Origin of the sequence: Tateyamaria omphalii (assembly GCF_014651375.1) — a bacterium.
Classification (GTDB): Bacteria; Pseudomonadota; Alphaproteobacteria; order Rhodobacterales; family Rhodobacteraceae; genus Tateyamaria; species Tateyamaria omphalii.
Window position 1 is genome coordinate 56,845 of sequence record NZ_BMWT01000008.1, and the last position, 26,256, is coordinate 83,100.

Genomic DNA, 26,256 nt, shown 5'->3' on the forward strand with positions numbered 1-26,256 from the left:
TGTCGCGCTCAAACCGCTGTTCTAAGCCGGTGCATAGGGCGGTCGTCAAGCAGAAACACCCTATTGCGGGTACGCGTCAAAGGCGTTCTCCGCCTCTAGCTGTGGGCACCACCTTGGCCGATATTGGTTCTGCACCGTGCTAGTCAGTTCGAAAGCTGATGGGTCATCGAGGCAGCCAAGGGACACCAATCGCATCCCAGGGTACATTTTCGGGTTCACCCAATGGACGTTCGAATAGCACTTGGGACAGACGTAACGCTTGAGGCCCGGCCACTTATCCATTTCTGGATCGAGCTCGTGGGCATCTGACACTGCCACAACGTCTTCTTCTCGAAAGAGCGCAACGGCGTTTCCCACCGAGCCGGTCATACGTTGGCAATAGTCGCAATGGCACACGAAACAGCGAAGCGGTTCATTGGCCAATTCTATCGAGACGGCTTTGCAGGCGCACTGTGCTTTGAAGGGCAAGTTTTAGCTCCGACGTCATTCAGACAATCTACCTGTCTTCAAACGAACAAAGACAACCAGACGGGAATTGTCCATCTTGAAAACCCAATTTGTAACTTAGGCTGCCTATTTCGTTATCAAAACGGACATTAGCGCAGCCGCAGCGAAAGGGCGGTATCGTCCCGCGATACCGACACTTTCGGGAACTGGTCATCGGAGGCCGAAGAGCCGCCTAGTCCACCATTCGGAGCTGAGTTTTAGGAAACTTCTGGAGCGAGGGTCGCTCGACTTCACTGGCGAAAGGAACCTCAAAAAAGCCCGGCGAAAACTGCCGGGCTTTCGTCTGATAATTTTACCAAAGGTTAGACTTACTTGATCTGCTCAGTCACTGCATCCAACTGAGCTTCGGCTTTGGTCACGACGTCGTCAGTATTCACAGCCTGCAACCCTTCGTCGAAGTTCATGACGCGTGGGTTCTTGCTGCGATTGAACATCAGACGGAACACATCGGGGCGAGAATAGTGGCCCGTTGGGTCCGCTGCTGCTTTGGCGATGGCAATCATGTTGAGATCGATTTCAGCGATCAGAATGCCCTCTTCAGTCTCAGCAAGTGGTTCGGCGAGTGTTTGGCCATCAGGACCGAAGATGTTAGCAAACCCGCCACCCTCGAGGAGGAATTGACGCTTCGCTTCGGTGTCGCACATCATTTCGATCATCTCTTTCGAAACGGTCGCACAAGCGGACAGAACAAAACACTGGCCTTCGACTGCATGCTGGCGCGCAGCGCCGACATTCACGTCGGAGCCCAATTGATAGGCTCCGCCCCGATAGACGCTGAAGCTGGGCCATGCCGCTGCGTGGATCTGCTCATTTTGAGAGAACATCGCGTACTTCGTAAGCGGTTGTAGGTGTTCCCAGCAGCAAAGAGCACCAACGCGACCAAGTTCCGTCTCATGAACGATGATGTCGCTACCATCGCCTTCTCCAAAGACAGCCCGTTCAACATGTGTGGGCTTTAGCTTGCGTCGACGGGACAGAACATTGCCGCGCGCATCGTAGTGCCATTGACCCATATAAAGCGACCCTTCATGGCGTTCGGACACACCCATGATGACCTGGATGTTGTTCTTGCGTGCCGCTTCTGCGAGTGCAAGGTCTTCGTCGCTGCCAGCTTCGATGGAGTTCTGAAAATACGGTGCAACGTATTGCATACCCATCGCTGGTGCATCGAGCCAGATCCACCAAGGGTAACCAGGCAACCATGTTTCTGGGAAGTTGACGATTTTAGCGCCCTTCGCGGCGGCCTCTTCAATCAGCTTGACGGCTTTCTCAACGCTTGCCTTGAGATCCAGAAATGCGGGTGCGGCTTGAACGGCAGCGACTTTGAATGGTGCAGTCATATGTAGTGCTCCTGTTGGGTCCGATAAATGATGCCCCAGAGCCTAATCACAATGTGTCGAAGCCAGTTTGCACGTTTGAGCGGGAAAGATTATAATGTTACTATTTTGTAGATTTCTAAAAAATGTGTATCATGACAGAATGTCGCATCGAATCGAGAGAATTTGAGATGGATTTCGTCTTCAAAACTGATGACGTCAAAGCGCCCGAGCGTTTTGCATACTGGTCAGATGCAGTCTGCACATCTTACACAAAACTCAGCTGCGACACTGATAATAAGCAGGCCTTCGCCGGCGGCATCGCACTCCAAAGATTTGCCAATTTCGGAAGCTCGAAAGTATGGGGAAGCGGTCAGGTTGTGCAACGTCGCGCCAGCGACATCACGCAATGTGACGATGAAAGCGTGTTGCTGAGTTTTCAGGTAAGAAAACAGTGTGAGGTTCGCCAGGGCGGACGCAGTACCATCATCAATCCCGGAGAATTCGCGGCCTATCGCAGTTCAGACCCGTACCGGCTTCGTCTATGTGATGACTTCCAACAGCATGTTTTGCAGGTTCCTCACTGCGCACTTCGAAAGCGTCTTCCCAGTATTGACAGTTTGACGGCGAAGCGTGTCAGTGTTGATGTCGGGGCCGCGATATACTTCAGTATTCGAAAGATCATTGGGCTTGGCGCTTCATCAAATGCGGTTATGCGTGCTTGCCTGGAAGACACGGTCATCGACTTGATCGCGACAGGACTTGCCTCTCTTGAAAACGGTCAGACCAAAATACGCGAGTCTGGACAGAAAATCCTGATGCGTGCACGTTGTTTCATAGCTGAAAACTGCAATCGGTCAGAGTTGAACCGCACAGATGTTAGTAAAGCCATTGGTGTATCTGTTCGGCGTTTGAACGAGCTTTTCGCCGAAGAAAACAGTTCGATCCAATCCGAGATCCGCGAGGCACGCCTTCAGGGCATTTGTGCAGATCTGACTGATCCGCGACTGACCCATGTTCCTGTTGCCGATATCGCGTTCAGCCGTGGGATCGAGAATGCGCAGCATTTCTCTCGCCAGTTCAAGGCGCGGTTCGGGCAGACCCCGACGCGCTACAGATCAAACAAAGGATGGGCGATCCCGAACCTGGGATCGTAATGCGCGCAGCTTCCGCGTTTGGGAGGGCGCGCCGATGGACTATTTGCAAAGAGAGAACGTATCGCCTCTTCAAGTTGATGACTTCATTCAACGCCTGAACAATGTCTGTGGTGCGTTTCGCGTCGAGCACGCCGATTGTGCGCCAGTTATTGGTGGTAGTGTGACAACAGCGACCAGCTCAGGTCTCGACTTCGCTTTCGTGACGCAGAACGCCAATCGCATCCGCCGATCGGAACGCTGTCTGAAACAAGACCCGGGGAACCACTATTTCCTGATCGTGCAGGACCTTGGGCATGCGCTCATGGAGCAAGCCGGGGAAGAGGTCACGCTCACGCCTGGCGATATGTTCATTGCGGATTCTGCGCGCACCTCAACGTTCTCTTATGGCGGCGAGATGTCCCATCAAATCTCGCTTCATCTGCCGAGAGACGAAATGCGCCATCGGTTCAAGTCACGCATTGAAGGCGGGACCATGATCGCGCGCAAAGACCCGTTGGGGCGTGCAATGCGTGCTCTGTTGTCCGGGATTTTGCAGAAACAGGCAGATACCGGGCAAGCCCATATCACCGAATCTTTCTATAGTGTTTTTGGCGCATTCCTATTGAACCGAAGTCTGGGGCAGGACAGCAAACCATCACCTGATGCGTTGTTGCTGGAGCGCGCGCGCGATGCCATGGCTCAGAACTTTCACGATGCAGACTTCACTGTTCAGCACCTCGCTGATCTGACAGGGGTTTCCCTGCGCCATTTGCAGCGCGCATTTAAAGATCACGGCGAAGCACCGCGAACTGCTTTGCAGGCCATGCGGGTGGAAGCAGCAGAAACTATGCTGAACAGACGCGCCGGTGCGCTGGATGGCCACGTTTCGCAGATCGCATATGCCTGCGGCTTCAATGATCTGACCACGTTCTATCGTCAGTATCGGGCTCGGTTTGGAGAAAGTCCAAAGCAAAGGCACAGCGAGCGTCGCGTTTTGCAATAAGTTCGGACGCGCAATGCCAAGACTGCATGCACATATTATGGCCATCTTCCTCGAAAGTTATGCCGCCGGCATGACGCAGTTCGGAGGAAGACATCCAAATGGCAAAAACGTACGCGATGGTCATCGGGGGCCAGTCTGTCGAAACCAAAGAAACCTTTGAGGTCAAAAACCCATCCACCGGCGAAATTGTAGGTTTAGCACCCAACGCAAAATTGGTTGACCTCGATGCGGCTGTGGCAGCGGCGGCAGCTGCATTCGAGACCTGGTCCCAAAAAAGCGACGAAGACATTCAAGCGGCGTGCGAAGAAGTTACGGCAAAGATTGCCGAGCATTCTGAAGAACTGGCCCAACTCATCACTTTGGAGCAAGGCAAACCGCTGAACGGTTTGGGATCCCGTTGGGAAATGGGCGGTGCAGGCGCGTGGGCCGGATATACGAGTGGGCTGTCCCTGCCGATGAAGGTTCTGCAGGACAACAACGAAGGTCAGGTCGAATTGCATCGCAAGCCGCTTGGTGTTGTGGGCTCAATCACGCCTTGGAACTTCCCTGTCATGATCGCCATCTGGCACATGATGCCCGCACTGCGCACAGGCAATACGGTTGTCATCAAACCGTCTCCTTACACGCCGCTCTCAACCATTCGTCTCGTGGAAATCATGAATGAGGTTCTGCCCGCTGGCGTTGTGAACTGCGTGACCGGCAGCGATGGTGCAGAGTCGATTGGGGCGGGCATGTCTTCCCACCCCGACATTAAGAAGATCGTTTTCACCGGCTCCATCGGGACCGGCGAAAAAGTCGCACGCTCTGCGGCTGAGACCATGAAACGCATGACGCTGGAGCTTGGCGGCAATGACGCGGGCATCGTGTTGCCAGACGTTGATCCGGCCCAAATTGCCGAAGGTTTGTTCTGGGGCGGCTTCATCAACAACGGTCAGACCTGTGCTGCCATGAAGCGGCTGTATGTCCACGAAGATGTCTATGACGAAGTTTGCGAGCACCTGGTCGCATTCGCCAAAAACATCCCTCTGGGCGACGGTATGTCCGAAGACGTGATCCTTGGCCCGGTGCAAAACCAGATGCAGTTCAACAAGGTCAAAGAACTCGTTGACGCTGCCAAAGACAAAGGCCGTGTCCTGCTTGGCGGTGAGCCAGGCGAAGGTCTGTTCTTTCCACCGACCATCGTGGCGGATCTGGAAAATGACGACGCGCTTGTGCGCGAAGAACAGTTCGGCCCTGCCCTACCCATTATCAAATACTCGCATGTTGATGACGCGATTGCGCAAGCCAATCAGTCCGAAAATGGCCTTGGTGGCTCCGTCTGGTCGCAAGACATCGAAAAGGCAAAAGAGGTCGCGTCAAAGATGCAGTGCGGTTCCGTATGGATCAACAAACACGGCGCTATCCAGCCGAACGCACCCTTTGGCGGCGTGAAGAAATCCGGCATCGGCGTCGAATTTGGCGAAGAAGGCCTGCAGGAATACACGGATATTCAGGTAATTTTCAGCTGATCCAATCTCTCCCTGGTGGGGGCGGATGCACCAACGAAGCGTCCGTCCCTGCACAAAATCCACCACAGCATCAAGGAGGCCCAGCAATGCCCAGGCTAACACCATTAGAGCGTGATGAGCTCAGCGATTTTGCCTCACTGTTTAACGATCTGGATGCATTCTTTGGGTTCTTGCCTAACGACTACCTGACCATGGGACGCCGGCCCGAAATTCTGGCGGCAATCGCACAACTGACCCAAGCGATCATGCTGTCGGAAAACAACACGCTCCCGATGAACACACGGATGTTGGTCACCTACATGACCTCCCGCGCCGCAGGCTGTCAGTATTGTATCGCCCATAACGTCGCCCTCATCGAACGCCACGGCGTTAATCAAGAGCAGATCGACAATGTTATGGAATATGAAACGCATTCTGCCTTCAGCGCAGCGGAACGCGCGGCTCTGACTGTGGCAAAGAATGCAAACACAAACCCAAACTCGGTCACGGATGATGAGTTTGACGCGTTACGTCCGCACTTCGACGAAGGCCAGATTGCTGAAATCATCGCCCTCATCGCGATGATGTCTTTCTACAACCGCTGGAACGACACAATGGCGACCACGTTGGAACGCCCCGCTGCAAATGCTGCGCAAAACTGGATCGGCAAACAAGGCTGGTCAATCGGCAAGCACGCCTAATCCGCAACACCGTCAAGGGAGGAAGACGATGACAAATACAAAGATGAACCGCCGGGATTTCATGAGGAAGACCTCATTGGCATCTGGGGTGCTGCTGGTTGCCCCCGGAATTTACGGTGCCTCGGTGAATACGGCCCAAGCCCAGACTGGGGCGTTTGACTATATCATTTGCGGTGCAGGATCTGCGGGCTGCGTCCTAGCGCATCGCCTGACGGAAAATGAGGACGTCTCTGTTCTCATCATCGAGGCGGGTGGGCCTGAAGAAGGCGTTGAGGCGATCTCGACCCCGCTTCGTCTATTGGAATTGTGGAACACCGAATACGATTGGGCTTATTTCACTGCCCCCCAAAAGCACTGCAATGGCCGCAACATTCACTGGCCACGCGGCAAAGTCGTCGGCGGATCTGGTTCACTGAACGGCATGTTGTACGTGCGTGGTCATGCAACGGACTATGACAACTGGGCCTATCAAGGGAACCCAGGTTGGGACTATGAAAGCGTGCTGCCATACTTCAAGAAATCTGAGGATTTCGACGGCGGCGAAAACGAGTATCACGGCGTCGGCGGACCGCTTCATGTCACAACCGACTATGAACGCCACCCGACCACGCAACGCATTGTCGAGGCATGCATCGAGGCCGGTTACAAGTTCAACGAAGACTACAATGGTGCCGACACCGAAGGCGTGAATTTCGCGCAAATGAACACGAAGGACGGCCAACGCCATTCCAGTGCGGTTGCTTTCCTGCGCCCTGCCCTCGAGCGGTCGAACCTCAGCCTGCTGACCAATTCGCGGGTCAAGAAGGTCAATTTAGACGGCAAGACAGCGACCGGCGTCACCTATATCCAAGACGGTGAAGAGCGTGTCGTGACCGCTAAGCGCGAGGTGATCCTTGCCGGTGGAACGATTGAAAGCCCGAAAATGTTGATGCTGTCTGGCATCGGCGAACGCGCGCAATTGGAAGAACATGGAATCGAAGTTGTTCACGACCTCCCGGGCGTTGGCAAAAACCTGCACGATCATTCACTGGCACCTGTGATCTACGAAGGTGACGTACCACCTCCGACGAACCTCGCTGTCATTCCTCTGCATGCTCAGGCTTTCATGCGCTCTGACCCGCGTTTACCCGCACCAGATATGCAGCCGCTGTTCTTCCACGTGCCGCTCTATACGGCCGACACGCAGGAAGCGGTCACGCCTTCAGCCTATACGCTCTGCGCAGGCGGTGTCAGTCCGACAAGCCGTGGTGAGTTACGGCTGACTGGACCGAATGTGGACGATCCCCTGATGCTCGATCCCAACCTGCTTGAGACCCAGTATGACGTCCGGACCATCGTCGAAAACATCAAGATGATGCGGGAGGTCGCCAAGCAACCAGCTTTGGCCGAAATCACAACGCGCGAGATCTATCCCGGTCCCGAAGTGCAAACGGATGAGGAGCTCGCGGACTACGCGCGTAACTCTGTCCAATCCTATCATCACCAGGTCGGCACCTGTAAGATGGGCAACGATGAATTCGCGGTCGTTGATCACGAATTGCGTGTGCACGGTCTTGAAGGACTACGGGTCGTTGATGCGTCGATTATGCCCGTTGTTCCCACCGGGAACACCAATGCACCTACATATATGATCGCCGAGAAAGGCGCAGATATGATTAAGGAAAGCGCTTGAAATCAGTGCGTTGAGAAGAAGCCCCTGTCCACGGGGGCTTTCTTTTCGCATTATATGTTACAGAAAAACACAACATTGCATAATCTGTAACTTTTTTCTTGAACGAATCTTTGGAGCCCGTTATCCAAAGATCAACACAGCGAAAGAATTGGAGAATACCGTGGTCGAAGCCCTTATTTGTGATGGTGTCAGAACACCCATCGGGCGCTATGGTGGAGCCCTGTCCTCAGTGCGTGCCGACGACCTTGCGGCGCTTCCGATTGAAGCCCTGATGTCGCGCAACCCAGATGTCGATTGGGCGCAGGTTGACGAAGTGATCTACGGCGACGCCAACCAAGCGGGCGAAGACAATCGCAATGTCGCGCGCATGGCAGCTTTGTTGGCAGGTTTGCCGGAAAGCGTACCGGGTACGACAGTCAATCGCCTTTGCGCCTCAGGTATGGACGCAGTCGGGTTTGCAGCACGCGGGATCAAGGCGGGCGACTATGACCTGACGATTGCCGGTGGCGTCGAAAGCATGAGCCGTGCACCGTTCGTGATGCCCAAAGCTGGGTCTGCATTCACACGGAGCAACGCAGTCTATGACACAACCATTGGCTGGCGGTTCGTGAACCCAAAGATGAAAGCCACCTATGGCGTCGACTCAATGCCTGAGACGGCTGACAATGTTTCAGAGGACTATCAGATTTCTCGTGCAGATCAGGATGCGTTTGCGGTCCGGTCTCAAGACCGTTGGGCGGCGGCGCAGGATGCCGATCTGTTTGCTGACGAGATTGTCCCCGTGCAGGTTCCGCAGCGCAAAGGTGACCCAGTTGTGGTCACGACAGACGAACATCCTCGTCCAGGTACGGACGTCGAAAAGCTTGGCAGGCTCAAGGGCGTGAACGGGCCCGACCTGACAGTGACGGCAGGCAATGCGAGCGGCGTGAACGACGGCGCAGCTGCGTTGCTGATCGCGAGCGAAACCGCTGCCAACGCCAATGGGCTGACACCGATTGCGCGTGTCGTGGCCATGGCGTCCGCTGGTGTCGCTCCACGTGTGATGGGCATCGGTCCGGCGCCCGCATCCGAGAAAGTCTTAGCGCGCACCGGCTTGAGCATCGACCAGATGGACATCATCGAGTTGAACGAAGCTTTCGCGAGCCAGGGCCTTGCCACCTTGCGCCAGCTTGGCGTCGCGGATGACGACCCGCGCGTCAATCCGCAGGGCGGAGCCATCGCCATGGGGCATCCGTTGGGTATGACCGGCGCTCGGCTCGTGATGACCGCCGCGCATCAATTGAAACGCAGTCACGGCCGCTATGCGCTCTGCACCATGTGTGTGGGCGTCGGACAGGGTACTGCACTGATTTTGGAAAGGGTCTGAAGCATGTACGCACAAATGGTCAAATCCGAAGCAACGCAAGAAGATCCCGAAAAGCTAGCCGCCTTTCAGGCGCGCATCGATGCGGGCGAAAAGATCGAACCGAAAGATTGGATGCCCGTTGGCTATCGCAAGACACTCATTCGTCAGATCGGCCAGCACGCGCATTCCGAGATTGTTGGTCAACTGCCTGAAGGCAACTGGATCACGCGCGCCCCGACGCTTGAGCGCAAGGCGATCCTTCTGGCGAAAGTGCAGGATGAAGCGGGCCATGGCCTGTACCTCTACTGCGCCGCCGAAACGCTAGGTGTAACCCGCGATGAGCTGACCGAGATGCTGCTCGATGGACGCATGAAATACAGTTCTATCTTCAACTACCCCACCCTGACCTGGGCCGACATGGGCGCCGTTGGTTGGCTGGTTGATGGGGCGGCCATCATGAACCAGGTTCCGCTGCAGCGCACATCTTATGGCCCCTATTCCCGCGCGATGATCCGCATCTGCAAGGAAGAGTCATTTCACCAACGCCAAGGCTTCGACATCATGATGAAGATGGCCAGCGGAACCGAGGCCCAAATGCGCATGGCGCAAAACGCACTGGATCGTTTTTGGTACCCCGCACTCATGATGTTCGGTCCCTCGGACAAAGACAGCGTGCATTCGGAACAGTCGATGCGCTGGAAGATCAAGATGAACACCAATGACGAACTGCGCCAAAAGTTCGTCGATCAAACAGTTCCACAGGCCGAGTATTTGGGCCTGACCGTTCCTGACGACAAGCTTGTCTGGAACGAGGAAAAAAACGGCTACGATTTTTCCGAGCCGGACTGGAATGAGTTTTTTGATGTGATCCAGGGCAATGGTCCCTGCAATACCGATCGCCTCGCCGCTCGTAACAAAGCCTGGGACGACGGTGCCTGGGTGCGTGAGGGCCTGATGGCCCACGCGACCAAGAAATCAGCCATGAAGGTAGCAGCAGAATGACACAGCAACGCAACGAATGGCCACTTTGGGAAATCTTCATTCGTGGCCAACATGGAATGAGCCATCGTCATGTCGGTTCGCTTCACGCCGCCGATTCTGAAACGGCAATTTTGAACGCACGCGACGTTTATACGCGCCGCAATGAAGGTGTAAGCATCTGGGTGGTACAAGCCCAGCAGATCACAGCCTCATCGCCGTCGGACAAAGGACCGCTCTACGAGCCATCTGAGGCCAAGGTGTATCGCCACCCATCCTTCTTTGACATCCCCAAAGAAGTGGGAGCGATGTAATGGCACAGACTGCGGATCTTTTCGAATTCCTCTGCCGGATGGGCGACAACACGTTAGTTTTGGGCCACCGCGTCAGTGAATGGTGCGGCCATGCCCCAGTGCTGGAAGAAGACATTGCCCTGGCCAACACCGCGCTAGATCTAATCGGCCAAACTCAGATGTGGTTGGGCCTCGCGGCAGAGGTCGAAGGCCAAGGGCGCAGCGCCGACGATCTTGCCATGCTGCGCGACGCCTGGAACTTCCACAATGTCTTGTTGGTCGAACAGCCGAACCGTGATTTCGGCGTCACGATACTGCGGCAATTCCTCTTCGATGCCTGGCATGTGGAAATGTTGCAGCGCCTCATCACATCCTCTGACCAGCGAATTGCTGAGGTCGCAGCAAAGTCAGTTAAAGAGGCTACGTACCATCTTGAGCGGTCTTCGACGACTGTGATCGCCCTGGGCGACGGCACCGGCGAAAGTCACAATCGCATGCAGGATGCTCTCAACCTGCTCTGGCCGTATGTTGGTGAACTGTTCGCCGACGACGCTGTTGACACAGCGATGTCTGAGGAAGGTATTGCACCCAAATCTTCGGATTTGCGCGATGCTGTCATGGCGCGGATCACGGATGTGCTGGCTGAAGCCACGTTGCAAGTACCAGACGGTGACTTCACACACAAAGGTGGAAAAACCGGCTTTCAGCACACCGAACACCTGGGCCACATGCTTGTCGCGATGCAAAACCTGCAACGGTCTTATCCCGGAGCCACGTGGTAAGATGCGTCCTGATGTGCCACAGATCTGGGATTGGCTGGATGCCGTACCCGACCCCGAGATCCCTGTGATCTCGGTGGTGGATCTCGGCATTGTCAGAAGCGTGCAATGGGACGGCGACACCTTGGAGGTGGCCGTCACGCCAACCTATTCAGGATGCCCCGCCACTTCCATCATCTCGATTGATATCGAGACCGCGCTGCGGGACCGCGGACTGAATGACGTTCGCATCAAGACACAGATCGCGCCTGCCTGGACCACCGATTGGCTGTCCGAAAAGGGCCGCAGCAAGTTGGAAGAATACGGTATCGCGCCTCCCCAGGCGGCCGGCGGCCCCGAGCGGTGCCCCCATTGCAGCGCGACACATGTCGAGAAGATCAGCCAATTCGGCTCTACCCCCTGCAAGGCACAATGGCGCTGCAAAAGCTGCCTTGAACCATTCGATTACTTCAAGTGCATCTAAGGAGACCAAGATGTCAGACCATACCAACACCCCCAAAGCTGTCGTCGAGGCTTACATCCTTGGGACCAAAACACGCGATGTCGCGCTTTTGAAAACTGTCTTTGCAGACGGTGCCAAGATGACCGGGTACCTAGGACCAGACCTTTTGCAGGACGGACCAGAGCCATTCTACGGTGCGCTTGAGGCAAATGAAGTCGGCGACGATTACACCGCCGAGATTACAGCCCTAACAGAGACCGACAAGATTGCCAGCGCCTCAATCGTCGAAAAGAACCTGCTTGGCATGTCCTTCGACAACCATTTCCATTTGATGCAGTTGGACGATGGCACTTGGCGCATCGCCTCTAAACTGTTCCGCCACTACTGAACCCAGCCAAAGAGGATCGTCCAATGCCCAGATTTCATGAATTGACCGTCACTGACGTGCACAAGACGATCCGTGACGCAGTTGTTGTCTCGCTCAAACCCTTCAACGGAGGAGACTTTGACTTCACGCAAGGTCAGTACCTGACGTTCCGCAAAGATTTCGACGGGACGGAGCTGCGTCGCTCCTACTCCATCTGCGCCGGCGTCGATGACGGACTTCTGCAGGTCGGCATCAAGCGCGTGGATGGTGGGGCGTTCTCTACCTGGGCCAATGAAAGCCTTGAGCCCGGCATGGTGATTGAAGCGATGGAGCCGATGGGCAGCTTCCACACACCCGTGTCCGCGGAAGCCGCAAAGAACTACTTGGGCTTTGCGGGTGGGTCCGGCATCACGCCAGTGCTGTCGATCCTGAAAACAGTTCTGGAACGCGAACCACTCAGCACATTCACGCTGGTCTATGCCAATCGCGGCGTGAACACGATCATGTTCCGCGAAGAGCTCGAAGACCTCAAAAACACGCACATGGGCCGCCTCACGCTGATCCACGTACTTGGAAGTGACGCGCAGGACATTGACCTATTCACGGGCCGCGTGGATGAAGAAAAGTGCGCAGCGTTGTTCAAACAGTGGATCGACATCAACACAATTGACACCGCATTCATCTGCGGACCTGAACCGATGATGCTGGGTATTGCAGCATCTTTGAAGGATCATGGCCTCAAAGACGAGCAGATCAAGTTCGAGCTCTTTGCAAGCAGCCAGCCGGGCAAATTGAAGCGGAAAGCGAAGGCTGCACAAGACGTCGAAGATGAAGCCAAAACTGAAGCTTCGATCATCGTTGATGGCGCTTCCCGGACAGTAATCATGGAGAAATCGACAACGATCCTGGATGCAGCTTTGGAGAACTCTCTCGACGCACCTTACGCCTGCAAGGCTGGCGTCTGTTCAACGTGCAAATGCCGTGTTCTCAAAGGTGAGGTCGAGATGGTCGCGAACCACGCGTTGGAAGACTATGAAGTGGCCAATGGGTTTGTTCTATCGTGCCAATCGTTCCCTGTGACCGATGAAGTCGTCGTCGATTTCGATCAGCACTGAGAGAAGCCCACAGTTTTTGTAGGTCCTTTGCTACTAGAATAACCCAGCGAAGCGTCTGCAATTGTAGCGGCACCTCAAACAGGGGTTACCTTGCAAAGCGACTCTATAGTCCGCGCACACCGTCCGTGGTGAGCTTGGCAACCATTTTGGCGTACTCGGCCCGTTCTCCTGAGTCCGCACCTGGGTTCCACATATAGAACCAGTTGACCATGCCGAACACCGACATGGTGACGGCCCTTAGTTTCGCTTTGTCCGAAGTAAAGGCATTTGGCGAGATAAGCTGGATGATTTCGCTCAGTTGTCTGACCATATCGCGCTGATAGCCCTTCAGAACTGATTGCTGATCCAGCGGCAACAGCGGAACACCTTCAGTTTGGATTTTATGTTCGTGGTCCATCCCGTGGTAAGCCAACAGTGTCTCGTGGAGGAATTCAAAAAGATGGTGTTCAGGCGTGGGTCCTTCTGATGCAACGGACGCCAAACGGTCACGCAGCTTGCGGAGATATGTGTCGAGAATGTCGAACAGCAAAGCATCCTTGCTGCTGTAGTAGTGATAGATGTTGGCCTTTGAGATGCCACAGTCTTTGGCGATCTGTGACATCGACGCGCGTGCAAATCCTTCGTCGGCAAAAACCCGAGCAGCGGTTCCGAGGATCCGCTCTCTCTTCTCATCGTGATCTTTCGCGATTGTTCTTGCCAATGCGCTTAATCCTTGTCCCTGTTATCTACGACACGTACCGCTTTGCCTTGACTGCGCGCAACACTGCCTGGATCACCGACGATAACGTCGGTGCTGATGCCAACCATATCTTTGATCTGCTTCATCAGTTTCTTCGAAGCAACGGTTTTGTCAGCGCCGCCTTCAGCCTCGACATGTACACGCATTGCGTCCATGCGCCCTGATTTCACAAGTTCAATCTGGAAGTACGGCGCTAGCCCTTCGGTCGCCATCACCTGCTCTTCGATTTGTGTCGGAAATACGTTCACGCCGCGCAAAATGATCATATCGTCGGATCGCCCGGTGATCTTTTCCATGCGCCGCATTGACCGCGCAGTACCTGGCAACAGCCGCGTCAGGTCGCGTGTGCGATAGCGGATCATCGGCATACCTTCTTTGGTCAAGGTAGTGAACACCAACTCGCCTTCTTCACCATCCGGAAGGACCTCACCAGTCATCGGGTCAATAATCTCTGGGTAAAAGTGATCTTCCCAAATGTGCAGACCGTCTTTCGTTTCAACGCATTCATTGGCGACGCCTGGCCCAATAATCTCGGAAAGACCATAGATATCAACCGCATGCATATCAAAGGCCTCTTCGACCTCGAGCCGCATGGCGTTTGTCCAGGGTTCGGCCCCGAAGACACCTACTTGCAACGAGCTTTCGCGCGGATCGATCCTCGCTTTACGGAACCCTTCAAGGATATTCAGCATATAAGAGGGGGTCACCATGATGCCCTGTGGCTGGAAATCCGTGATCAAGCCGACCTGTTTTTCGGTCTGGCCGCCGCCCATCGGCACGACAGTCGCGCCCAATCGTTCAATCCCATAGTGAGCACCAAGACCGCCCGTGAACAGGCCATAGCCGTATGCGTTGTGCACGGTATCACCGGCCCGCAAGCCTGCGGCGCGCAAGGACCGCGCCAAAACATCGGCCCACACGTCGATATCGTTCTTGGTGTAAACCACGACAGTCGGTTTTCCAGTTGTCCCCGAAGATGCATGGATGCGGGCAAGCTGATCCCGCGGAACAGCCGAAAGGCCAAATGGATAGTTCGCCCGCAGGTCATCTTTGTACGTGAATGGAAACTTGGCCAGGTCTTCGAGCGAGGTCAGGTCATGGGGATGCACCCCCGCCTCGTCGAACCGCAGTTTGTACATAGGGACATTTTCATAGGCGTGACGCAAGGTCTTCTTCATGCGCTCGAGCTGCAATGCTTGGATTTCATCGCGGCTCGCAATTTCAATTGGATCAAGATCCGATGGGTTTGGCGTTAGGTCTTTCATGATTGGGTCTCCTCCCCATCGGTTTCGTCAAAAAGATGTCCCTTGATGGCACGGGAGAACCCGCGCATCTCAGCGACTGTTAAGTCGTCTTGGTTTGTGGCGCGTACGTCGTAGATGCCGTTGCGCCCGATCAGCGAGCCTTCTGTCGCGATGTCGGTCAATTGATCATCCCTTTGAACAGGGGCAAAAAAGCTGATCATGTTATTTTGGGCGACCGTGGATTGGTTGCGGCTATCACTGGCAAAGGCAGAGGCATCGCTCCTCATGGCCGCAGCGGCAAGATTGGAACGGTTTTGTGGCGTCATGCTCATTCTCCTTTGAACGCCGCCGGGCGTTTTTCCAGAAATGCGCTGACGCCTTCGGCATAATCTGCGCTTTCACCACACAGCTTCATAAAATCCGCCTCAAGCTCCAGCTGCTCCGCAAGCGTATTCATCGCAGCGGTTTGAATCGCCGCTTTGGTTTTCGCCAAGCCAAGTGTTGGTCCTGCCGCAAGAGATGCCGTCAAAGCGCGAGCTTCAGCCATCAGATCTTCATCTGAATAACTCTTCCAGATCAGCCCCCACTCGACGGCCTGCTTGGCCGACAAAGGTTGCGCGGTGAAGGCAAGCCCTTTTGCACGCGCCTCTCCCAACAGGCGCGGCAAATGAAAGCTGCCGCCTGTATCAGGAATAAGCCCCACCTTGGAAAAGGACTGAATAAACTTCGCGCTGTCTGCCGCCAGTACCATGTCGCATGCGAGTGCGAGGTTAGCCCCTGCCCCAGCAGCCACACCATTTACGGCGCAGACAACGGGGAACGGTAATGAGCGGATCAAGTTGACCAAAGGCGCATAAAAGTCGCGCACTGTCTTTCCCAGATCGGGCGGTCCGTCCATCTTTGACGGGTCACGATCGCCCAAATCCTGTCCGGCACAAAACCCGCGACCGGCCCCGGTCAAAAGCACGGCACGTTTGGATGTATCGCGCGCTTCTTCAAGGGCCGCGCGCAACGCACCGTGCATCTCATCATTGAAGCTGTTGAGACGATTCGGCCGATTCAGCGTAATTTGTCTCCAGTTATCAATGTCTTCGACCAGTATTGTCTGAGTCATGGGATTGCTCTTTCGTGCTTTGTTTGAAATAGCTCTTGCATAAACCGACCGGACGGTCAATTTATAAAGCCACAAACGATTCGAACAAAATGAGCCATCACAATGCCCGTCGTCACGGTTGAAATTCAAAGTCAGGTTGCCGTCGTCACCATCGAAAATCCGCCGGTGAATGCGACATCCACTGCCGTGCGTCAGGGCCTTCTAGACGCTGTCGCTTCGGTGCAAGGTTGCCGTCTTGCGGTATTGAAATGTACCGGGCGTACCTTCGTTGCAGGCGGCGATATGAGTGAATTCGATCGCCCTGCAGAAGAGCCACATTTACCAGACGTTGTTCAAGCTATCGAAAACAGCGAAACGCCATTTCTCGCCCTATTGCACGGAACCGTTCTGGGCGGCGGGTTGGAAATCGCAATGGGTTGTGCGTTTCGCATTGCAACCCATGGCACACGGTTCGGATTGCCAGAAGTGAACATGGGCCTTGTTCCTGGTGCGGGTGGCACGCAACGCGCGCCTCGCTTATTCGGGTGGGAAGCGTCCATCGACATGGCGTGCTCGGCAAAGTTGTTGGACGCTGAAACCGCGCTGTCACTTGGTGCAATTGATGCCATTTCTGATGACGCCTTCAATACGGCGCTCGCTTGGAACCAATCGCCTCCCCAGCCAGTATCGCAGCGCATCGCCCCCGCCATTGAAGCGGAATGGTTCCAGGAAAAACGTCGAACACTGGTGACCCGGGCACGGGGTCAAAAAGCGCCTGTTCTGAACTTTGACGCACTTCAATGGGCGTTGAACCCGTTCCCAGAAAGTCAGCCGCGCGAACGGAAGTTGCACCTCAAACTGCGGCAATCAGAAGAAAGCAAAGCACTGCGCCACGCGTTTTTTGCCGAGCGTCAGGTTGCGAAACCCAATACGATTCAGGGCGGAACAGCAGCCGACATCGCGCATGTTGCTGTCGTCGGTGGTGGCCTGATGGGTGCAGGTATCGCAACAACCTTTCTTTTTGCAGGTTGCAGCGTTTGTCTCATCGAACAGAACGAGGATGCTGCACGAGCAGGCAATGACCGCGTCCTGTCGCTTCTTGAAGGTGCACGCAAACGCGGCAAAATCAACAACGAAACGTTTTCGGAATTCTCTTCAAAACTCACCGCCACTGCCAACTATTCTGACGCCGCCGATGTCGATCTGGCAATTGAAGCTGTGTTTGAGGATTTGACCGTCAAGCAACAAGTCTTCGAAGAACTTGCAGCGGTAGTCGGCGACAGGGCCCTGCTTGCGACCAACACGTCATACCTTGATCCACGCGAGATCTTTGAAGGGATCGCAAACTCAGAGCGACTGATCGGCCTACACTTCTTCTCGCCCGCGCATATTATGAAGCTGCTCGAAGTTGTCCGATTGCCGACCACTTCGGCCAACACCCTCGCAACGGCCTTCGCTTTGGCCAAGCGGTTGAAGAAAGTCGCTGTACTCTCAGGCATTTGTGACGGCTTCATCGGCAATCGCATGCTCGCGGCATACCGCAGGGAAGCCGAATACCTGCTCGCGGATGGCGCAACACCAACGCAAATTGATGCAGCAATGCGCGCTTTCGGAATGGCCATGGGACCATTCGAAGCGCAAGATATGTCTGGACTGCAGATCGCCGAAGCGAACCGGCGTCGCCAGGACGCAACACGCGACATCAACGAACGGCATGTCACGATTTCGGACAGGCTTTGCGGTGCAGGTCGTTTTGGCCAACGATCCGGCAAAGGTTGGTACGACTACCCGGACGGGCCAAAATCCAAAACGGAATCGCAGACCGTACTGGACGTGATTAAGTCCTACGCCCAGGACCAGGGCATCGAACGACGCGAATTTTCCACGCAAGACATCCAGAACCAGCTGCTTGCAGTTCTGGCGAACGAAGGCGCTCAAATCGTCGAGGAAGGCATCGCCGAAAACGACGCGGCGGTCGATATGGTCAAGGTACAGGGATACGGCTTCCCCCGCTGGACCGGCGGGCCGATGCACCATGCGGATCGCACGGGAACGCAACACATCGCAGCAGCCCTGCGCAGCGTGTCCAGTCGCAGTCCTGGCTCCTGGAAAATCGCCAAACGCTATCAAACCTAGCAACCAACCAATGGGAGGAACTCTATGAAACACCTGATCAAATCGGCCAGCATTGCCTTGACACTGTCTGTCAGCGCAGCCTTTGCTGAAGCAGAACACACGCTTGTCATCTCCAGCTGGGCACCACCTACACATGGCATCAATGCACAAATGTGGCCAACTTTTGTCGACATGGTTGAAGAAGCAACCGACGGCAAAGTCACAGCCGAACTGAAGCTTGGCATCGCGCCACCACCAGCACAAATGGACATCGTGCAGGACGGTGCTGCAGATCTGTCGATCATTTTTCATGGTTATCAGCCTGGACGTTTCGTGACGACCAAACTGATCGAACTGCCCGGCTACGAAGGAACTGCCGAAGAGGCCTCTGTTGCCTATTGGCGTGTCTACGAGTCTCACCTCAAAGCAGCCGACGAGCATCGCGGCGTTAAAGTCATTGCAATGCACACGCATGGCCCCGCTCAGCTGCATACCTCGAGTGAGATAGCTTCACTCGAAGATGTGTCCGGTCTTAAGGTCCGTATTCCAGGTGGTGTTGGCGGTGATGTTGGCAGCGCGCTTGGCGCAACCGGCATTCAGGTCCCAGCCCCGAAAGTTTATGAGACCTTGGCGTCAAACGCAGCAGACGGCGTTGTCATGCCGTTAGAATCCCGCAAAGGGTTCAAGCTGACGGAAGTTGCGCAAAACGTCTACGAATTGCCCGGTGGTCTGTACCGCGGTTCGTTCGCATTCATCATGAACGAAGACGTTTTTGCAGACCTGCCCGAAGAGTACCAAACGACCTTGGAAGAACAGGTCTTCGGTGAGCCGCTCAGCAGAGCACTCGGCGCTGTTTGGGACGACATTGACGCTGCAGGCCGCCAAGCGACCGAAAACACAGATGGAAACACCATTGTGCCGGCATCAGAGGACGACGTCGCAGCATTCGAGAAGCTCTCCGAGGGCATCATCGCCAATGTTCTGCAAGAGGTTGACGGCAAAGGTGTCGATGCCAGCGCCGCTTACGCGCAGGTCAAAGCAGATTTGGCTGCTCAATAAAACCAAACGTTGCGGGTGATCGCACCCGCAACCTCTCCCAACTTTGATCGGACGTACGATGCTGCGCATTCTTCTCCACATCCCTGTTGTGACAGCAGCGGCCGCCTTGTTTCTGCTGATGGTCATGACCTTCTCTGACGTGATGCTGCGATCTGTGGCAAATGCCCCGATCGAACAGGCAACGGAACTGACCCGCATCTTCATGGCCATCATCGTCTTTTCTGTCATGCCAATCGTCTCAACAAATGGCGAACATATCGCGGTCGATCTGACCGACAACCTATTTGCCAAAGCCGGACTGACGCGCGTGCGTGAAGGGCTTTTGTTCCTGATTTGCGGCGCGCTTCTGTTCTGGCCTCTGCAACGGGTTTGGATCCTTGCCGAACGCTCGCGCGATTTTGGCGATGTCACCGAGTACCTCTCTATCCCACAGTTTCTTGTTGGCTGGTTCATCGCAGGATCGCTGGCCATCACAATGATCGCCATGATCTGCGTTGGTCTGGCAATCTTTGTCCGCGGAGCGAAATCATGACTGTCGCCCTGATCGGTTTCGCCGTTGTCCTTGTTCTGGTGCTGTGCCGAATGCCCATTGTCTTCGCCATGGGCCTCGTTGGAACGCTTGGCTTCGCCTATGAACGCGGCGGCAGCATTTTTGACGAGCGCGGTCTCAAAGCAGCCATGTCCATGGTGGGCCGTCAGGTCACTGACACCGCGCAAGACTATGGGCTTTCTGTCATCCCGCTGTTCATTCTCATGGGCCTGTTCGTCAACAAAGGCGGCATGGCCCGAGAGCTTTACGCGGTCTCAAACGCTTTCCTCGGTCACCTGCGCGGCGGGTTGTCGATGGCAACCGTTCTGGCTTGCGGCGGGTTTTCCGCCATCTGCGGGTCGTCGCTGGCCACGGCAGCCACAATGTCAAAAGTCGCGATGCCCGAAATGCGCCGCTATGGGTATTCCGACCAACTGTCGACCGCTTCAATCGCGGCTGGTGGCACGCTGGGCATCTTGATCCCGCCGTCGGTCATCCTTGTAATCTATGGACTGCTGACCGAAACCTCGATCGGCAAGCTGTTCATGGCAGGCATCATTCCAGGAGTGATCGGCATTCTGCTCTACCTTGCCGCCGTCCGCTGGACAGTGTGGCGCAACCCCGAAGCTGGCCCAGCCGGAGATCGCGTTGAATGGCCCGCCCGCAGGAAGGCTTTGCGCGATGTCTGGGCGGTCTTGGTTCTGTTCTTCCTAGTGATAGGCGGCCTTTACGGCATCTTTGATATCGCGCCTTTGAACCTCACCTTTTCACCCACCGAAGCGGCCGGTATGGGGGCCATGGGGGCTTTCCTGATTGCGCTTGCACGGGGCAGTCTGAATTGGGGCGGGCTTCTGGAGGTCTTGAAAGAGACAAGCTTCACCACAGCGGGCCTTTTTGCAGTCCTGATTGGCGCGCAGATCTTTTCTAACTTCGTCAACCTTGCTGGCCTGCCAAACGCACTGATCGAATTGGTTACAGCCTATTCGCTATCGCCGATGACCGTATTGATGATGATCCTTGTGATCTACATCATCCTAGGGTGCGTCTTCGAAAGCCTATCGATGTTGCTTTTGACGGTGCCGATCTTCTTCCCGCTGGTTACGTCACTTGGCTTCGATCCAATCTGGTTCGGTATCGTCGTCGTGGTCGTCGTCGAGATCTCCCTGATCACCCCACCGGTCGGCCTGAACGTGTTCATCCTCAAAGGGGTCGTCGGTGATGTCACAACCGGAACAATCTTCAAAGGCGTCACACCCTTCTGGGTCGCGGACATCCTGCGCCTAGCCCTGATCGTCGCTTTGCCCGCGCTTGTCCTTTTCCTTCCCAATCACATGGGCGGCCTCGGCCATTGATGCCGCCGTCCGCAAACACCGGAGATTCTCATGACACTTCAAAAAATCAATAGCTTCGCTGCGGGTGAGTGGGTTGGCCCTGGCTCTGGTGCACGACTTATCGAAAGTGCGGTGACCGGAGAGGTTATCGCCGAGGCAGGCAACAATGCACTCGATGTGCAAGCCATGTTGGACCATGCGCGCAACATTGGTGGCCCCAAATTGCGGGCCATGACATTCCATGATCGCGCACGAATGCTCAAAGCGCTCGCGCTGAAACTGGGCGAGCAGAAACAAAAACTCTACGATCTGTCATTCTCGACTGGAGCAACTCAAGCCGACAACCAAATCGACATCGATGGCGGCATAGGTACCATGTTCGTCTTCGCCTCTAAGGGGCGGCGGGAAATGCCTGACTCCCGTGTTTACCTCGATGGTGAGGTCGAACAATTGTCGCGAGACGGAACCTTCTTGGGTCAGCACATCTGCACCTCTCTCCAAGGGGTCGCAGTGCACATCAACGCCTTCAACTTCCCCGTCTGGGGCATGCTCGAAAAGCTAGCCCCAACGCTGATCGCCGGTGTCCCAGCCATCGTCAAACCCGCGACAGCAACTTCTTATGTGACCGAGGCTGCCGTGCGGATCATGCTCGAAAGTGGCCTTTTGCCAGACGGCGCATTGCAGCTCGTCTCGGGTGGATTGGGCAATATGCTGGACCGCCTGACGCTGCAGGATGTGGTCAGCTTCACCGGCTCTGCCCAGACAGCCCTAAAGCTGCGTTCAAACCCGCATATTCTCGAAAACTCAATCCGTTTTGTGGCTGAACAGGACAGCCTCAATGCTTCGGTCCTTGGCCCAGACGCTGAACCCGGCACGCCGGAATTCGACCTGTTCGTCAAAGAAGTACAGCGCGAGATGACAACGAAAGCGGGTCAGAAATGCACGGCCATCCGCCGTATCTTTGCCCCTGAGAACAGGGTCGAAGCGGTGATCGAGGCGCTATCTGCACGGCTGGCAAAAAACATCATTGGCGACCCGCAGCTTGAAGGTACCCGGATGGGTGCGCTGGTATCGAACGGTCAGAAACGTGACGTGCTCGAAAAAGCCGACATACTCAGCAGCGAGGCAGAGCGCGTCATCGGGGATCCGAACAACTTCAACGTTCAGGGTGCAGACGCCGAAAAGGGCGCATTCTTGCCACCAATGCTCTATCACTGTGCATCCCCCGATGCGGCGATGCGCATCCACGACACCGAGGCCTTTGGCCCGGTCTCGACCATCATGGGCTACAAGGATGTCGATCACGCGATCTCGCTCGTGAACCGCGGTGAAGGTTCGCTCGTGGCATCGGTCATCACACATGACGCCAAAGTTGCCCGCGAAATGGCACTTGGATCGGCGGCTTTCCATGGTCGGCTTTACTTCAACAACCGTGACAGCATGAAGGAAAGCACCGGCCACGGATCCCCCATGCCCCACATGGTCCATGGCGGCCCCGGGCGCGCAGGTGGTGGCGAAGAGTTGGGCGGCGTGCGCGGCGTCATGCACTACATGCAGCGCACCGCCATTCAGGGCAGCCCGGACATCCTGACCGCCATTGGCGAGAAGTGGGTGCCGGGTGCGACCGAGACGAAAGGTCCCGCGCACCCCTTCACGCGCACGTTCCACGACCTTCAACTGGGTGAAACGCTTTATTCCGACCCGCGCGAGATCACGCTGGATGACATCGAAACCTTCGCCAATTTCACCGGCGACACGTTCTATGCTCACACCGATCAAGCAGCAGCTGAACGGAACCCATTTTTCCCAGGCCGGGTTGCGCATGGCTATCTGCTCATTAGTTTCGCCGCTGGGATGTTCGTTGAACCCAATGAGGGCCCCGTACTGGCCAATACCGGCCTCGACAACCTGCGGTTCATGAAACCTGTGGAACCCGGTGAAAGCATCAAAGTGCGCCTCACGGTCAAGAAGAAGACCCTGCGCAATGATGACTACGGCGAAGTTCGGTGGCATGTCTCTTTGACGAATTCAGAAGACGATCTGGTTGCTGAATATGACCTTCTGACAATGAATGCCTACTGACATGACATTGGCAGCCCATGCGCATGGGCTTATAGCTCATGCGCATGGAACGGCTTGACGTCAAAGAACTGGCAACGCGCTTGAACAACGGCCAACCGCCGCGCGTCTGGTCGCTTCTTGTCACGGTCTTTGGTGAGTTGGCGCAGGACGAAACCGCGCAGCTTAGTGGCGAGACCCTTAGACAGTTCATGGAAATCGTCGGCATAAAGCCGGAAGCAACCCGTGTAGCACTTCATAGGTTGCGGAAAGATGGATGGCTAAGCAGTCAAAAGGACGGACGCAAGAGCAACTACTTCCTTACAAAAAAAGGGCGTGATGAGAGCATCAAGGCGTCTCCCCGGATCTATTCAGAAACAGCCCTTGCCGACAAAGCTTGGCTCGTGATGCAAAACGTCGGTGAGCCAGTCGGTGCTCAAAAAGAGCCCGGGGTCTGGATCACAGGACATTTGCGCATCACGGGAGTGCAGCCTGATGAGCAAGACGCTCTCGTCATTGAAATGGGCCAGTCGAACGATTTGCCCGATTGGATGCGCGCGCGGCTCTGCGACGCGAGCTTGCTTGAGCAATCCCAAGCATTGGCCAACACGCTTAGGGATCTTGATTATTGGCTGGCTGACGAACCAAAACTTGACGAATTCCATCGTGAAGTTCTGCGGGTGTTGGTCGTTCACAGCTGGAGACGGATTGCGCTCAAAGTCCCAAGTTTGCCCGACAACCTGTTTCTCAAGCCATGGTCCGGACCAGACTGTCGTCGCCTTGTTGCTCAGATCAGAAAACGCCTGTCTTAGTCATGCGCTCTTTGGATCAGACGAACTCTTGCCAGTGCGGAATCGTTTGAAAAAGAACTCGGCAAATCGCCGCGTCGCTGCGGAGCGATAGGATGTTGGCGGGAAAACAGCGGAGATGGTCCCAGACGGCAAGGCAAACTCCGGAAGTGCATCAACAAGTTCCCCGGTGCGCAATGCATCAACAACAATAAAATCTGGCATGTTTGCAATGCCACCACCGGCCTTGACCACCGACAACACAGCCTGTGTCGTGTCTCCGCTGACAGAGGGTTGAAACGTCATGTCTCGACTGAGCCCACGCCTATCAGTGAAGGTCAGTTTGGACGGGGTCTTCAATGCCCTGTTCTCAATGAATGGAAGGCGTGCAAGATCGTCAAGCGTTTGCGGCATACCGAAGGTCTCAATAATTGACGGCGCTGCAACGACAATCTGAGAAAACCCCGTCAATTTCCGCGCAGTGTTCGACGAGTCCTCCAGCCAACCGACCCGAAATGAAATATCAAACCGCGCCTCCACCGGGTCGAACCGGGCATCGCTCAACGTCAGATCGATCTTGAGAGCAGGATAAAGCAAACTAAACTCTGCGACTGCCGGCGCAACATAGCCAACGCCAAATTCCATTGGAGCCGTGATGCGGAGTTCTCCTGACGGTTCATCTCGTCCCTTCCGCACCAGATGAAAGGCGTCCTTGGCTTGCGCAACCGCCGCGCGCGCGGCCTCGTAAAAGGTCTCACCTGTTTCGGTCAAACTGAAGTGCCGAGAGTTTCTGAGTACAAGCGTCGATCCAAGGTCATCCTCCAAGAGTTGGAGCTGTTTGCTCACGACAGCTTTAGAGACCCGCAAACGCGCGGCCGCCGCTGTGATGGTGCCCTCCTCTGCAATCGCAACGAAGTAGGCAAGCCTGTTCAGATTCTCTGACATATCTGCTGTCCTTGTTTCGGAAGCACAGTAGAGAGGAGAAAACCGAAAGTCATCTTTTAGTTGACTCAGCTTAGCAAAAGTTTGCCTTTAGATGACACGTGCTGGCGCCTAGATTTGTTTCAACAGACGAACCAGAAAAAGGCCGCCTCAATGTCCCGCCGCTTTACATATATCTACGACACCTATTGCGGTTGGTGTCGCGGTGCGCATCCCGTGATCGCCGCGCTGATCGAAAGTGGTGCTGACGTGGAGATGCTCCATGTACATCTCTTTCAAGGCGCAAGTGCCTACCGCATGGCTGATGGTTTCGGAAAGGCGGCGCTGGCTCATGACACGCGGGTTGCTGGCCTGACCGGGGAAGATTTTGATCAACGCTATGTCGATAACGTGCTTGGGTCGCCCATTGAAGTCTTAGACTCAAGCTTCACTGCTTGGGCCGCTGCTCTGGTACACGATCAAGGTGCCCGCGTAGAAATCAGGCTGGCCCGTGACTTGCAAAATCAACGCTACATCGAAGGTGTATCCGCACAAGACCGCACCGCCGTTGAAACTGCATTGGCTCGGCTTGGCGTTACGGCTTCGCTGGAAGATGGCACCAAATCCGCTGCTCAAACTGCGGCAGTTGCAAGAGAGACACTCACCAGTCTGAACCTTGGCGGCGTCCCGCAACTGATCGTTGAAGAGAACGGAGTGCGCAAAGTTCTCTCAATCGCAGAATTCTACAAATCCCCCACCGCTGTGACCGCTTTGGCCAGCTGAACCCCTGACCCGCTCCGGAGAAAGTACCATGAATAAGATCATAGACCTGTATGCCTCGTTTCGGCGCCTGACTGTGCCGACCCAAATCTGGATGATGCTGGTCCTCGCACCAGTGAACTTCCTCACGCTCGCGCTTGTGGACGACCCACTTGGATTGATCGTGCCGCTTCTTTCCATGCTCGGCTTCGTCCCCAACCTCGGGATCGCCTGGATACAGAACGGGTTTTCCGCAGCGATGGCTTTACCGCATCTCGTGTTCTGGGCGCCCCAAGTTGCGATCCTCGGCAACTACCTGATCCAAACGCCTGCCAATGCGAGTTTCGCTTACATCGCCTACGCAAGCGTCTTCGTCGTCAACACAATCTCTCTTCTATTCGACGTCCGTGAGACCACGAAATGGTTTGGCGGCCAGAGAAGCGTCGCCTGATCCTTTACATCCCCAACCACCCCTAAAA

The 26,256-nt window shown here is 55.3% G+C and carries 26 protein-coding genes and 2 pseudogenes; 21 read left to right on the forward strand and 7 right to left on the reverse strand.

The features are described 5' to 3' along the window. Positions 1 to 60: 60 nt before the first annotated feature. Positions 61 to 468 carry a GFA family protein gene (locus tag IE087_RS23825; protein ID WP_444545924.1) on the reverse strand — a complete coding sequence of 136 codons (408 nt, stop codon included), beginning with the start codon at positions 466 to 468 and terminating at the stop codon, positions 61 to 63. Positions 469 to 815: 347 nt separating this feature from the next. Then, entirely contained in the window at positions 816 to 1,847 is a 1,032-nt protein-coding gene (locus IE087_RS20845) for a carbon-nitrogen hydrolase family protein (protein ID WP_189371331.1), read from the reverse strand. A 167-nt stretch (positions 1,848 to 2,014) separates the two neighbouring features. Here IE087_RS20845 and IE087_RS23830 point away from each other — a divergent pair. The 13 genes and pseudogenes from IE087_RS23830 to IE087_RS20905 all read left to right on the forward strand — a co-directional run. Continuing rightward, positions 2,015 to 2,461, forward strand: a pseudogene (locus IE087_RS23830) (AraC-like ligand-binding domain-containing protein); the annotation flags it as partial. 180 nt (positions 2,462 to 2,641) lie between these two features. Next, on the forward strand, positions 2,642 to 2,980 hold the full coding sequence (locus tag IE087_RS23615; RefSeq protein WP_229801510.1) for a helix-turn-helix transcriptional regulator: 339 nt from the start codon (positions 2,642 to 2,644) through the stop codon (positions 2,978 to 2,980). 34 nt (positions 2,981 to 3,014) lie between these two features. Then, complete coding sequence (locus tag IE087_RS20855) at positions 3,015 to 3,962, forward strand: helix-turn-helix domain-containing protein (RefSeq protein ID WP_189371333.1); 948 nt, start codon at positions 3,015 to 3,017, stop codon at positions 3,960 to 3,962. Between the two features lie 98 nt (positions 3,963 to 4,060). Then, entirely contained in the window at positions 4,061 to 5,470 is a 1,410-nt protein-coding gene (locus IE087_RS20860; protein WP_189371334.1) for an aldehyde dehydrogenase family protein, read from the forward strand. 86 nt (positions 5,471 to 5,556) lie between these two features. Further along, positions 5,557 to 6,150 (forward strand): carboxymuconolactone decarboxylase family protein, encoded by a 594-nt coding sequence (locus IE087_RS20865; RefSeq protein ID WP_189371335.1) that lies wholly within the window; start codon positions 5,557 to 5,559, stop codon positions 6,148 to 6,150. A 28-nt stretch (positions 6,151 to 6,178) separates the two neighbouring features. Continuing rightward, positions 6,179 to 7,822 (forward strand): GMC family oxidoreductase, encoded by a 1,644-nt coding sequence (locus IE087_RS20870; RefSeq protein ID WP_229801511.1) that lies wholly within the window; start codon positions 6,179 to 6,181, stop codon positions 7,820 to 7,822. A gap of 160 nt (positions 7,823 to 7,982) precedes the next feature. Next, complete coding sequence (pcaF, locus tag IE087_RS20875) at positions 7,983 to 9,188, forward strand: 3-oxoadipyl-CoA thiolase (RefSeq protein ID WP_189371336.1); 1,206 nt, start codon at positions 7,983 to 7,985, stop codon at positions 9,186 to 9,188. Positions 9,189 to 9,191: 3 nt separating this feature from the next. Beyond that, complete coding sequence (gene paaA / locus IE087_RS20880; RefSeq protein WP_189371337.1) at positions 9,192 to 10,169, forward strand: 1,2-phenylacetyl-CoA epoxidase subunit PaaA; 978 nt, start codon at positions 9,192 to 9,194, stop codon at positions 10,167 to 10,169. Then, positions 10,166 to 10,459 (forward strand): 1,2-phenylacetyl-CoA epoxidase subunit PaaB, encoded by a 294-nt coding sequence (paaB, locus tag IE087_RS20885; protein WP_189371338.1) that lies wholly within the window; start codon positions 10,166 to 10,168, stop codon positions 10,457 to 10,459. Before paaA ends, paaB begins: the two co-directional genes overlap by 4 nt. After that, on the forward strand, positions 10,459 to 11,220 hold the full coding sequence (paaC, locus tag IE087_RS20890; protein ID WP_189371339.1) for a 1,2-phenylacetyl-CoA epoxidase subunit PaaC: 762 nt from the start codon (positions 10,459 to 10,461) through the stop codon (positions 11,218 to 11,220). The genes paaB and paaC overlap by 1 nt, the downstream gene beginning before the upstream one ends. Before the next feature lies 1 nt (position 11,221). Beyond that, positions 11,222 to 11,680, forward strand: coding sequence for a 1,2-phenylacetyl-CoA epoxidase subunit PaaD (gene paaD, locus IE087_RS20895; protein ID WP_189371340.1), 459 nt, complete (start codon positions 11,222 to 11,224; stop codon positions 11,678 to 11,680). 10 nt (positions 11,681 to 11,690) lie between these two features. After that, positions 11,691 to 12,047 (forward strand): nuclear transport factor 2 family protein, encoded by a 357-nt coding sequence (locus tag IE087_RS20900; protein WP_189371341.1) that lies wholly within the window; start codon positions 11,691 to 11,693, stop codon positions 12,045 to 12,047. A gap of 23 nt (positions 12,048 to 12,070) precedes the next feature. Then, positions 12,071 to 13,141 carry a 2Fe-2S iron-sulfur cluster-binding protein gene (locus tag IE087_RS20905; protein ID WP_189371342.1) on the forward strand — a complete coding sequence of 357 codons (1,071 nt, stop codon included), beginning with the start codon at positions 12,071 to 12,073 and terminating at the stop codon, positions 13,139 to 13,141. A gap of 103 nt (positions 13,142 to 13,244) precedes the next feature. Here IE087_RS20905 and IE087_RS20910 read toward each other — a convergent pair whose 3' ends face one another. The 4 genes and pseudogenes from IE087_RS20910 to paaG all read right to left on the reverse strand — a co-directional run bounded on the left by IE087_RS20910 (position 13,245) and on the right by paaG (position 16,238). Beyond that, entirely contained in the window at positions 13,245 to 13,841 is a 597-nt protein-coding gene (locus IE087_RS20910; RefSeq protein WP_189371343.1) for a TetR/AcrR family transcriptional regulator, read from the reverse strand. Positions 13,842 to 13,846: 5 nt separating this feature from the next. Next, positions 13,847 to 15,145 carry a phenylacetate--CoA ligase PaaK gene (paaK, locus tag IE087_RS20915; RefSeq protein ID WP_189371345.1) on the reverse strand — a complete coding sequence of 433 codons (1,299 nt, stop codon included), beginning with the start codon at positions 15,143 to 15,145 and terminating at the stop codon, positions 13,847 to 13,849. Further along, positions 15,142 to 15,411 (reverse strand): annotated as a pseudogene (locus IE087_RS20920) (hotdog fold domain-containing protein); the annotation flags it as partial. The pseudogene IE087_RS20920 and the gene paaK, both read right to left, overlap by 4 nt. 41 nt (positions 15,412 to 15,452) lie before the next feature. After that, a complete protein-coding gene (gene paaG / locus IE087_RS20925; protein ID WP_189371349.1) occupies positions 15,453 to 16,238 on the reverse strand; it encodes a 2-(1,2-epoxy-1,2-dihydrophenyl)acetyl-CoA isomerase PaaG in 786 nt (261 codons plus the stop codon). 102 nt (positions 16,239 to 16,340) lie between these two features. On the opposite strand from paaG, the gene IE087_RS20930 reads away from it, so the two are divergent. From IE087_RS20930 to IE087_RS20955, 6 genes are read left to right on the forward strand one after another with little or no spacing between them, the layout of a single operon-like run. Beyond that, positions 16,341 to 18,353 (forward strand): 3-hydroxyacyl-CoA dehydrogenase NAD-binding domain-containing protein, encoded by a 2,013-nt coding sequence (locus IE087_RS20930; RefSeq protein ID WP_189371351.1) that lies wholly within the window; start codon positions 16,341 to 16,343, stop codon positions 18,351 to 18,353. Between the two features lie 24 nt (positions 18,354 to 18,377). Beyond that, positions 18,378 to 19,391 (forward strand): TRAP transporter substrate-binding protein, encoded by a 1,014-nt coding sequence (locus IE087_RS20935; protein ID WP_189371353.1) that lies wholly within the window; start codon positions 18,378 to 18,380, stop codon positions 19,389 to 19,391. 58 nt (positions 19,392 to 19,449) lie between these two features. Continuing rightward, the gene (locus IE087_RS20940) at positions 19,450 to 19,923 is read left to right on the forward strand and encodes a TRAP transporter small permease (protein WP_189371355.1); all 474 of its coding nucleotides are present in this window, start codon (positions 19,450 to 19,452) and stop codon (positions 19,921 to 19,923) included. Beyond that, entirely contained in the window at positions 19,920 to 21,272 is a 1,353-nt protein-coding gene (locus IE087_RS20945) for a TRAP transporter large permease (protein WP_189371357.1), read from the forward strand. The genes IE087_RS20940 and IE087_RS20945 overlap by 4 nt, the downstream gene beginning before the upstream one ends. Positions 21,273 to 21,302: 30 nt before the next feature. Beyond that, on the forward strand, positions 21,303 to 23,333 hold the full coding sequence (gene paaZ, locus IE087_RS20950; RefSeq protein ID WP_189371359.1) for a phenylacetic acid degradation bifunctional protein PaaZ: 2,031 nt from the start codon (positions 21,303 to 21,305) through the stop codon (positions 23,331 to 23,333). 44 nt (positions 23,334 to 23,377) lie between these two features. Further along, on the forward strand, positions 23,378 to 24,121 hold the full coding sequence (locus IE087_RS20955; RefSeq protein WP_189371361.1) for a PaaX family transcriptional regulator C-terminal domain-containing protein: 744 nt from the start codon (positions 23,378 to 23,380) through the stop codon (positions 24,119 to 24,121). On the opposite strand, the gene IE087_RS20960 is transcribed toward IE087_RS20955, so the two are convergent. Beyond that, positions 24,122 to 25,042: a LysR family transcriptional regulator gene (locus IE087_RS20960; RefSeq protein ID WP_189371362.1), complete on the reverse strand. Its 921-nt coding sequence runs from the start codon at positions 25,040 to 25,042 to the stop codon at positions 24,122 to 24,124. A 150-nt stretch (positions 25,043 to 25,192) separates the two neighbouring features. Between IE087_RS20960 and IE087_RS20965 the strand changes: the two genes are divergently transcribed. Together IE087_RS20965 and IE087_RS20970 are read left to right on the forward strand one after the other, a co-directional pair. Next, positions 25,193 to 25,801: a hypothetical protein gene (locus tag IE087_RS20965; RefSeq protein ID WP_189371363.1), complete on the forward strand. Its 609-nt coding sequence runs from the start codon at positions 25,193 to 25,195 to the stop codon at positions 25,799 to 25,801. Positions 25,802 to 25,829: 28 nt separating this feature from the next. After that, entirely contained in the window at positions 25,830 to 26,228 is a 399-nt protein-coding gene (locus IE087_RS20970; protein WP_189371364.1) for a hypothetical protein, read from the forward strand. Positions 26,229 to 26,256: the final 28 nt, after the last annotated feature.

Coding starts and splice junctions, on each gene's coding strand:
- IE087_RS20845 (WP_189371331.1), bottom strand. CDS start 1,847: ATGACTGCACCATTCAAAGTCGCTGCCGTTCAAGCCGCACCCGCATTT.
- IE087_RS23615 (WP_229801510.1), top strand. CDS start 2,642: ATGCGTGCACGTTGTTTCATAGCTGAAAACTGCAATCGGTCAGAGTTG.
- IE087_RS20855 (WP_189371333.1), top strand. CDS start 3,015: ATGGACTATTTGCAAAGAGAGAACGTATCGCCTCTTCAAGTTGATGAC.
- IE087_RS20860 (WP_189371334.1), top strand. CDS start 4,061: ATGGCAAAAACGTACGCGATGGTCATCGGGGGCCAGTCTGTCGAAACC.
- IE087_RS20865 (WP_189371335.1), top strand. CDS start 5,557: ATGCCCAGGCTAACACCATTAGAGCGTGATGAGCTCAGCGATTTTGCC.
- IE087_RS20870 (WP_229801511.1), top strand. CDS start 6,179: ATGACAAATACAAAGATGAACCGCCGGGATTTCATGAGGAAGACCTCA.
- paaA (WP_189371337.1), top strand. CDS start 9,192: ATGTACGCACAAATGGTCAAATCCGAAGCAACGCAAGAAGATCCCGAA.
- paaB (WP_189371338.1), top strand. CDS start 10,166: ATGACACAGCAACGCAACGAATGGCCACTTTGGGAAATCTTCATTCGT.
- paaC (WP_189371339.1), top strand. CDS start 10,459: ATGGCACAGACTGCGGATCTTTTCGAATTCCTCTGCCGGATGGGCGAC.
- paaD (WP_189371340.1), top strand. CDS start 11,222: ATGCGTCCTGATGTGCCACAGATCTGGGATTGGCTGGATGCCGTACCC.
- IE087_RS20900 (WP_189371341.1), top strand. CDS start 11,691: ATGTCAGACCATACCAACACCCCCAAAGCTGTCGTCGAGGCTTACATC.
- IE087_RS20905 (WP_189371342.1), top strand. CDS start 12,071: ATGCCCAGATTTCATGAATTGACCGTCACTGACGTGCACAAGACGATC.
- paaK (WP_189371345.1), bottom strand. CDS start 15,145: ATGAAAGACCTAACGCCAAACCCATCGGATCTTGATCCAATTGAAATT.
- paaG (WP_189371349.1), bottom strand. CDS start 16,238: ATGACTCAGACAATACTGGTCGAAGACATTGATAACTGGAGACAAATT.
- IE087_RS20930 (WP_189371351.1), top strand. CDS start 16,341: ATGCCCGTCGTCACGGTTGAAATTCAAAGTCAGGTTGCCGTCGTCACC.
- IE087_RS20935 (WP_189371353.1), top strand. CDS start 18,378: ATGAAACACCTGATCAAATCGGCCAGCATTGCCTTGACACTGTCTGTC.
- IE087_RS20940 (WP_189371355.1), top strand. CDS start 19,450: ATGCTGCGCATTCTTCTCCACATCCCTGTTGTGACAGCAGCGGCCGCC.
- IE087_RS20945 (WP_189371357.1), top strand. CDS start 19,920: ATGACTGTCGCCCTGATCGGTTTCGCCGTTGTCCTTGTTCTGGTGCTG.
- paaZ (WP_189371359.1), top strand. CDS start 21,303: ATGACACTTCAAAAAATCAATAGCTTCGCTGCGGGTGAGTGGGTTGGC.
- IE087_RS20955 (WP_189371361.1), top strand. CDS start 23,378: ATGGAACGGCTTGACGTCAAAGAACTGGCAACGCGCTTGAACAACGGC.
- IE087_RS20960 (WP_189371362.1), bottom strand. CDS start 25,042: ATGTCAGAGAATCTGAACAGGCTTGCCTACTTCGTTGCGATTGCAGAG.
- IE087_RS20965 (WP_189371363.1), top strand. CDS start 25,193: ATGTCCCGCCGCTTTACATATATCTACGACACCTATTGCGGTTGGTGT.
- IE087_RS20970 (WP_189371364.1), top strand. CDS start 25,830: ATGAATAAGATCATAGACCTGTATGCCTCGTTTCGGCGCCTGACTGTG.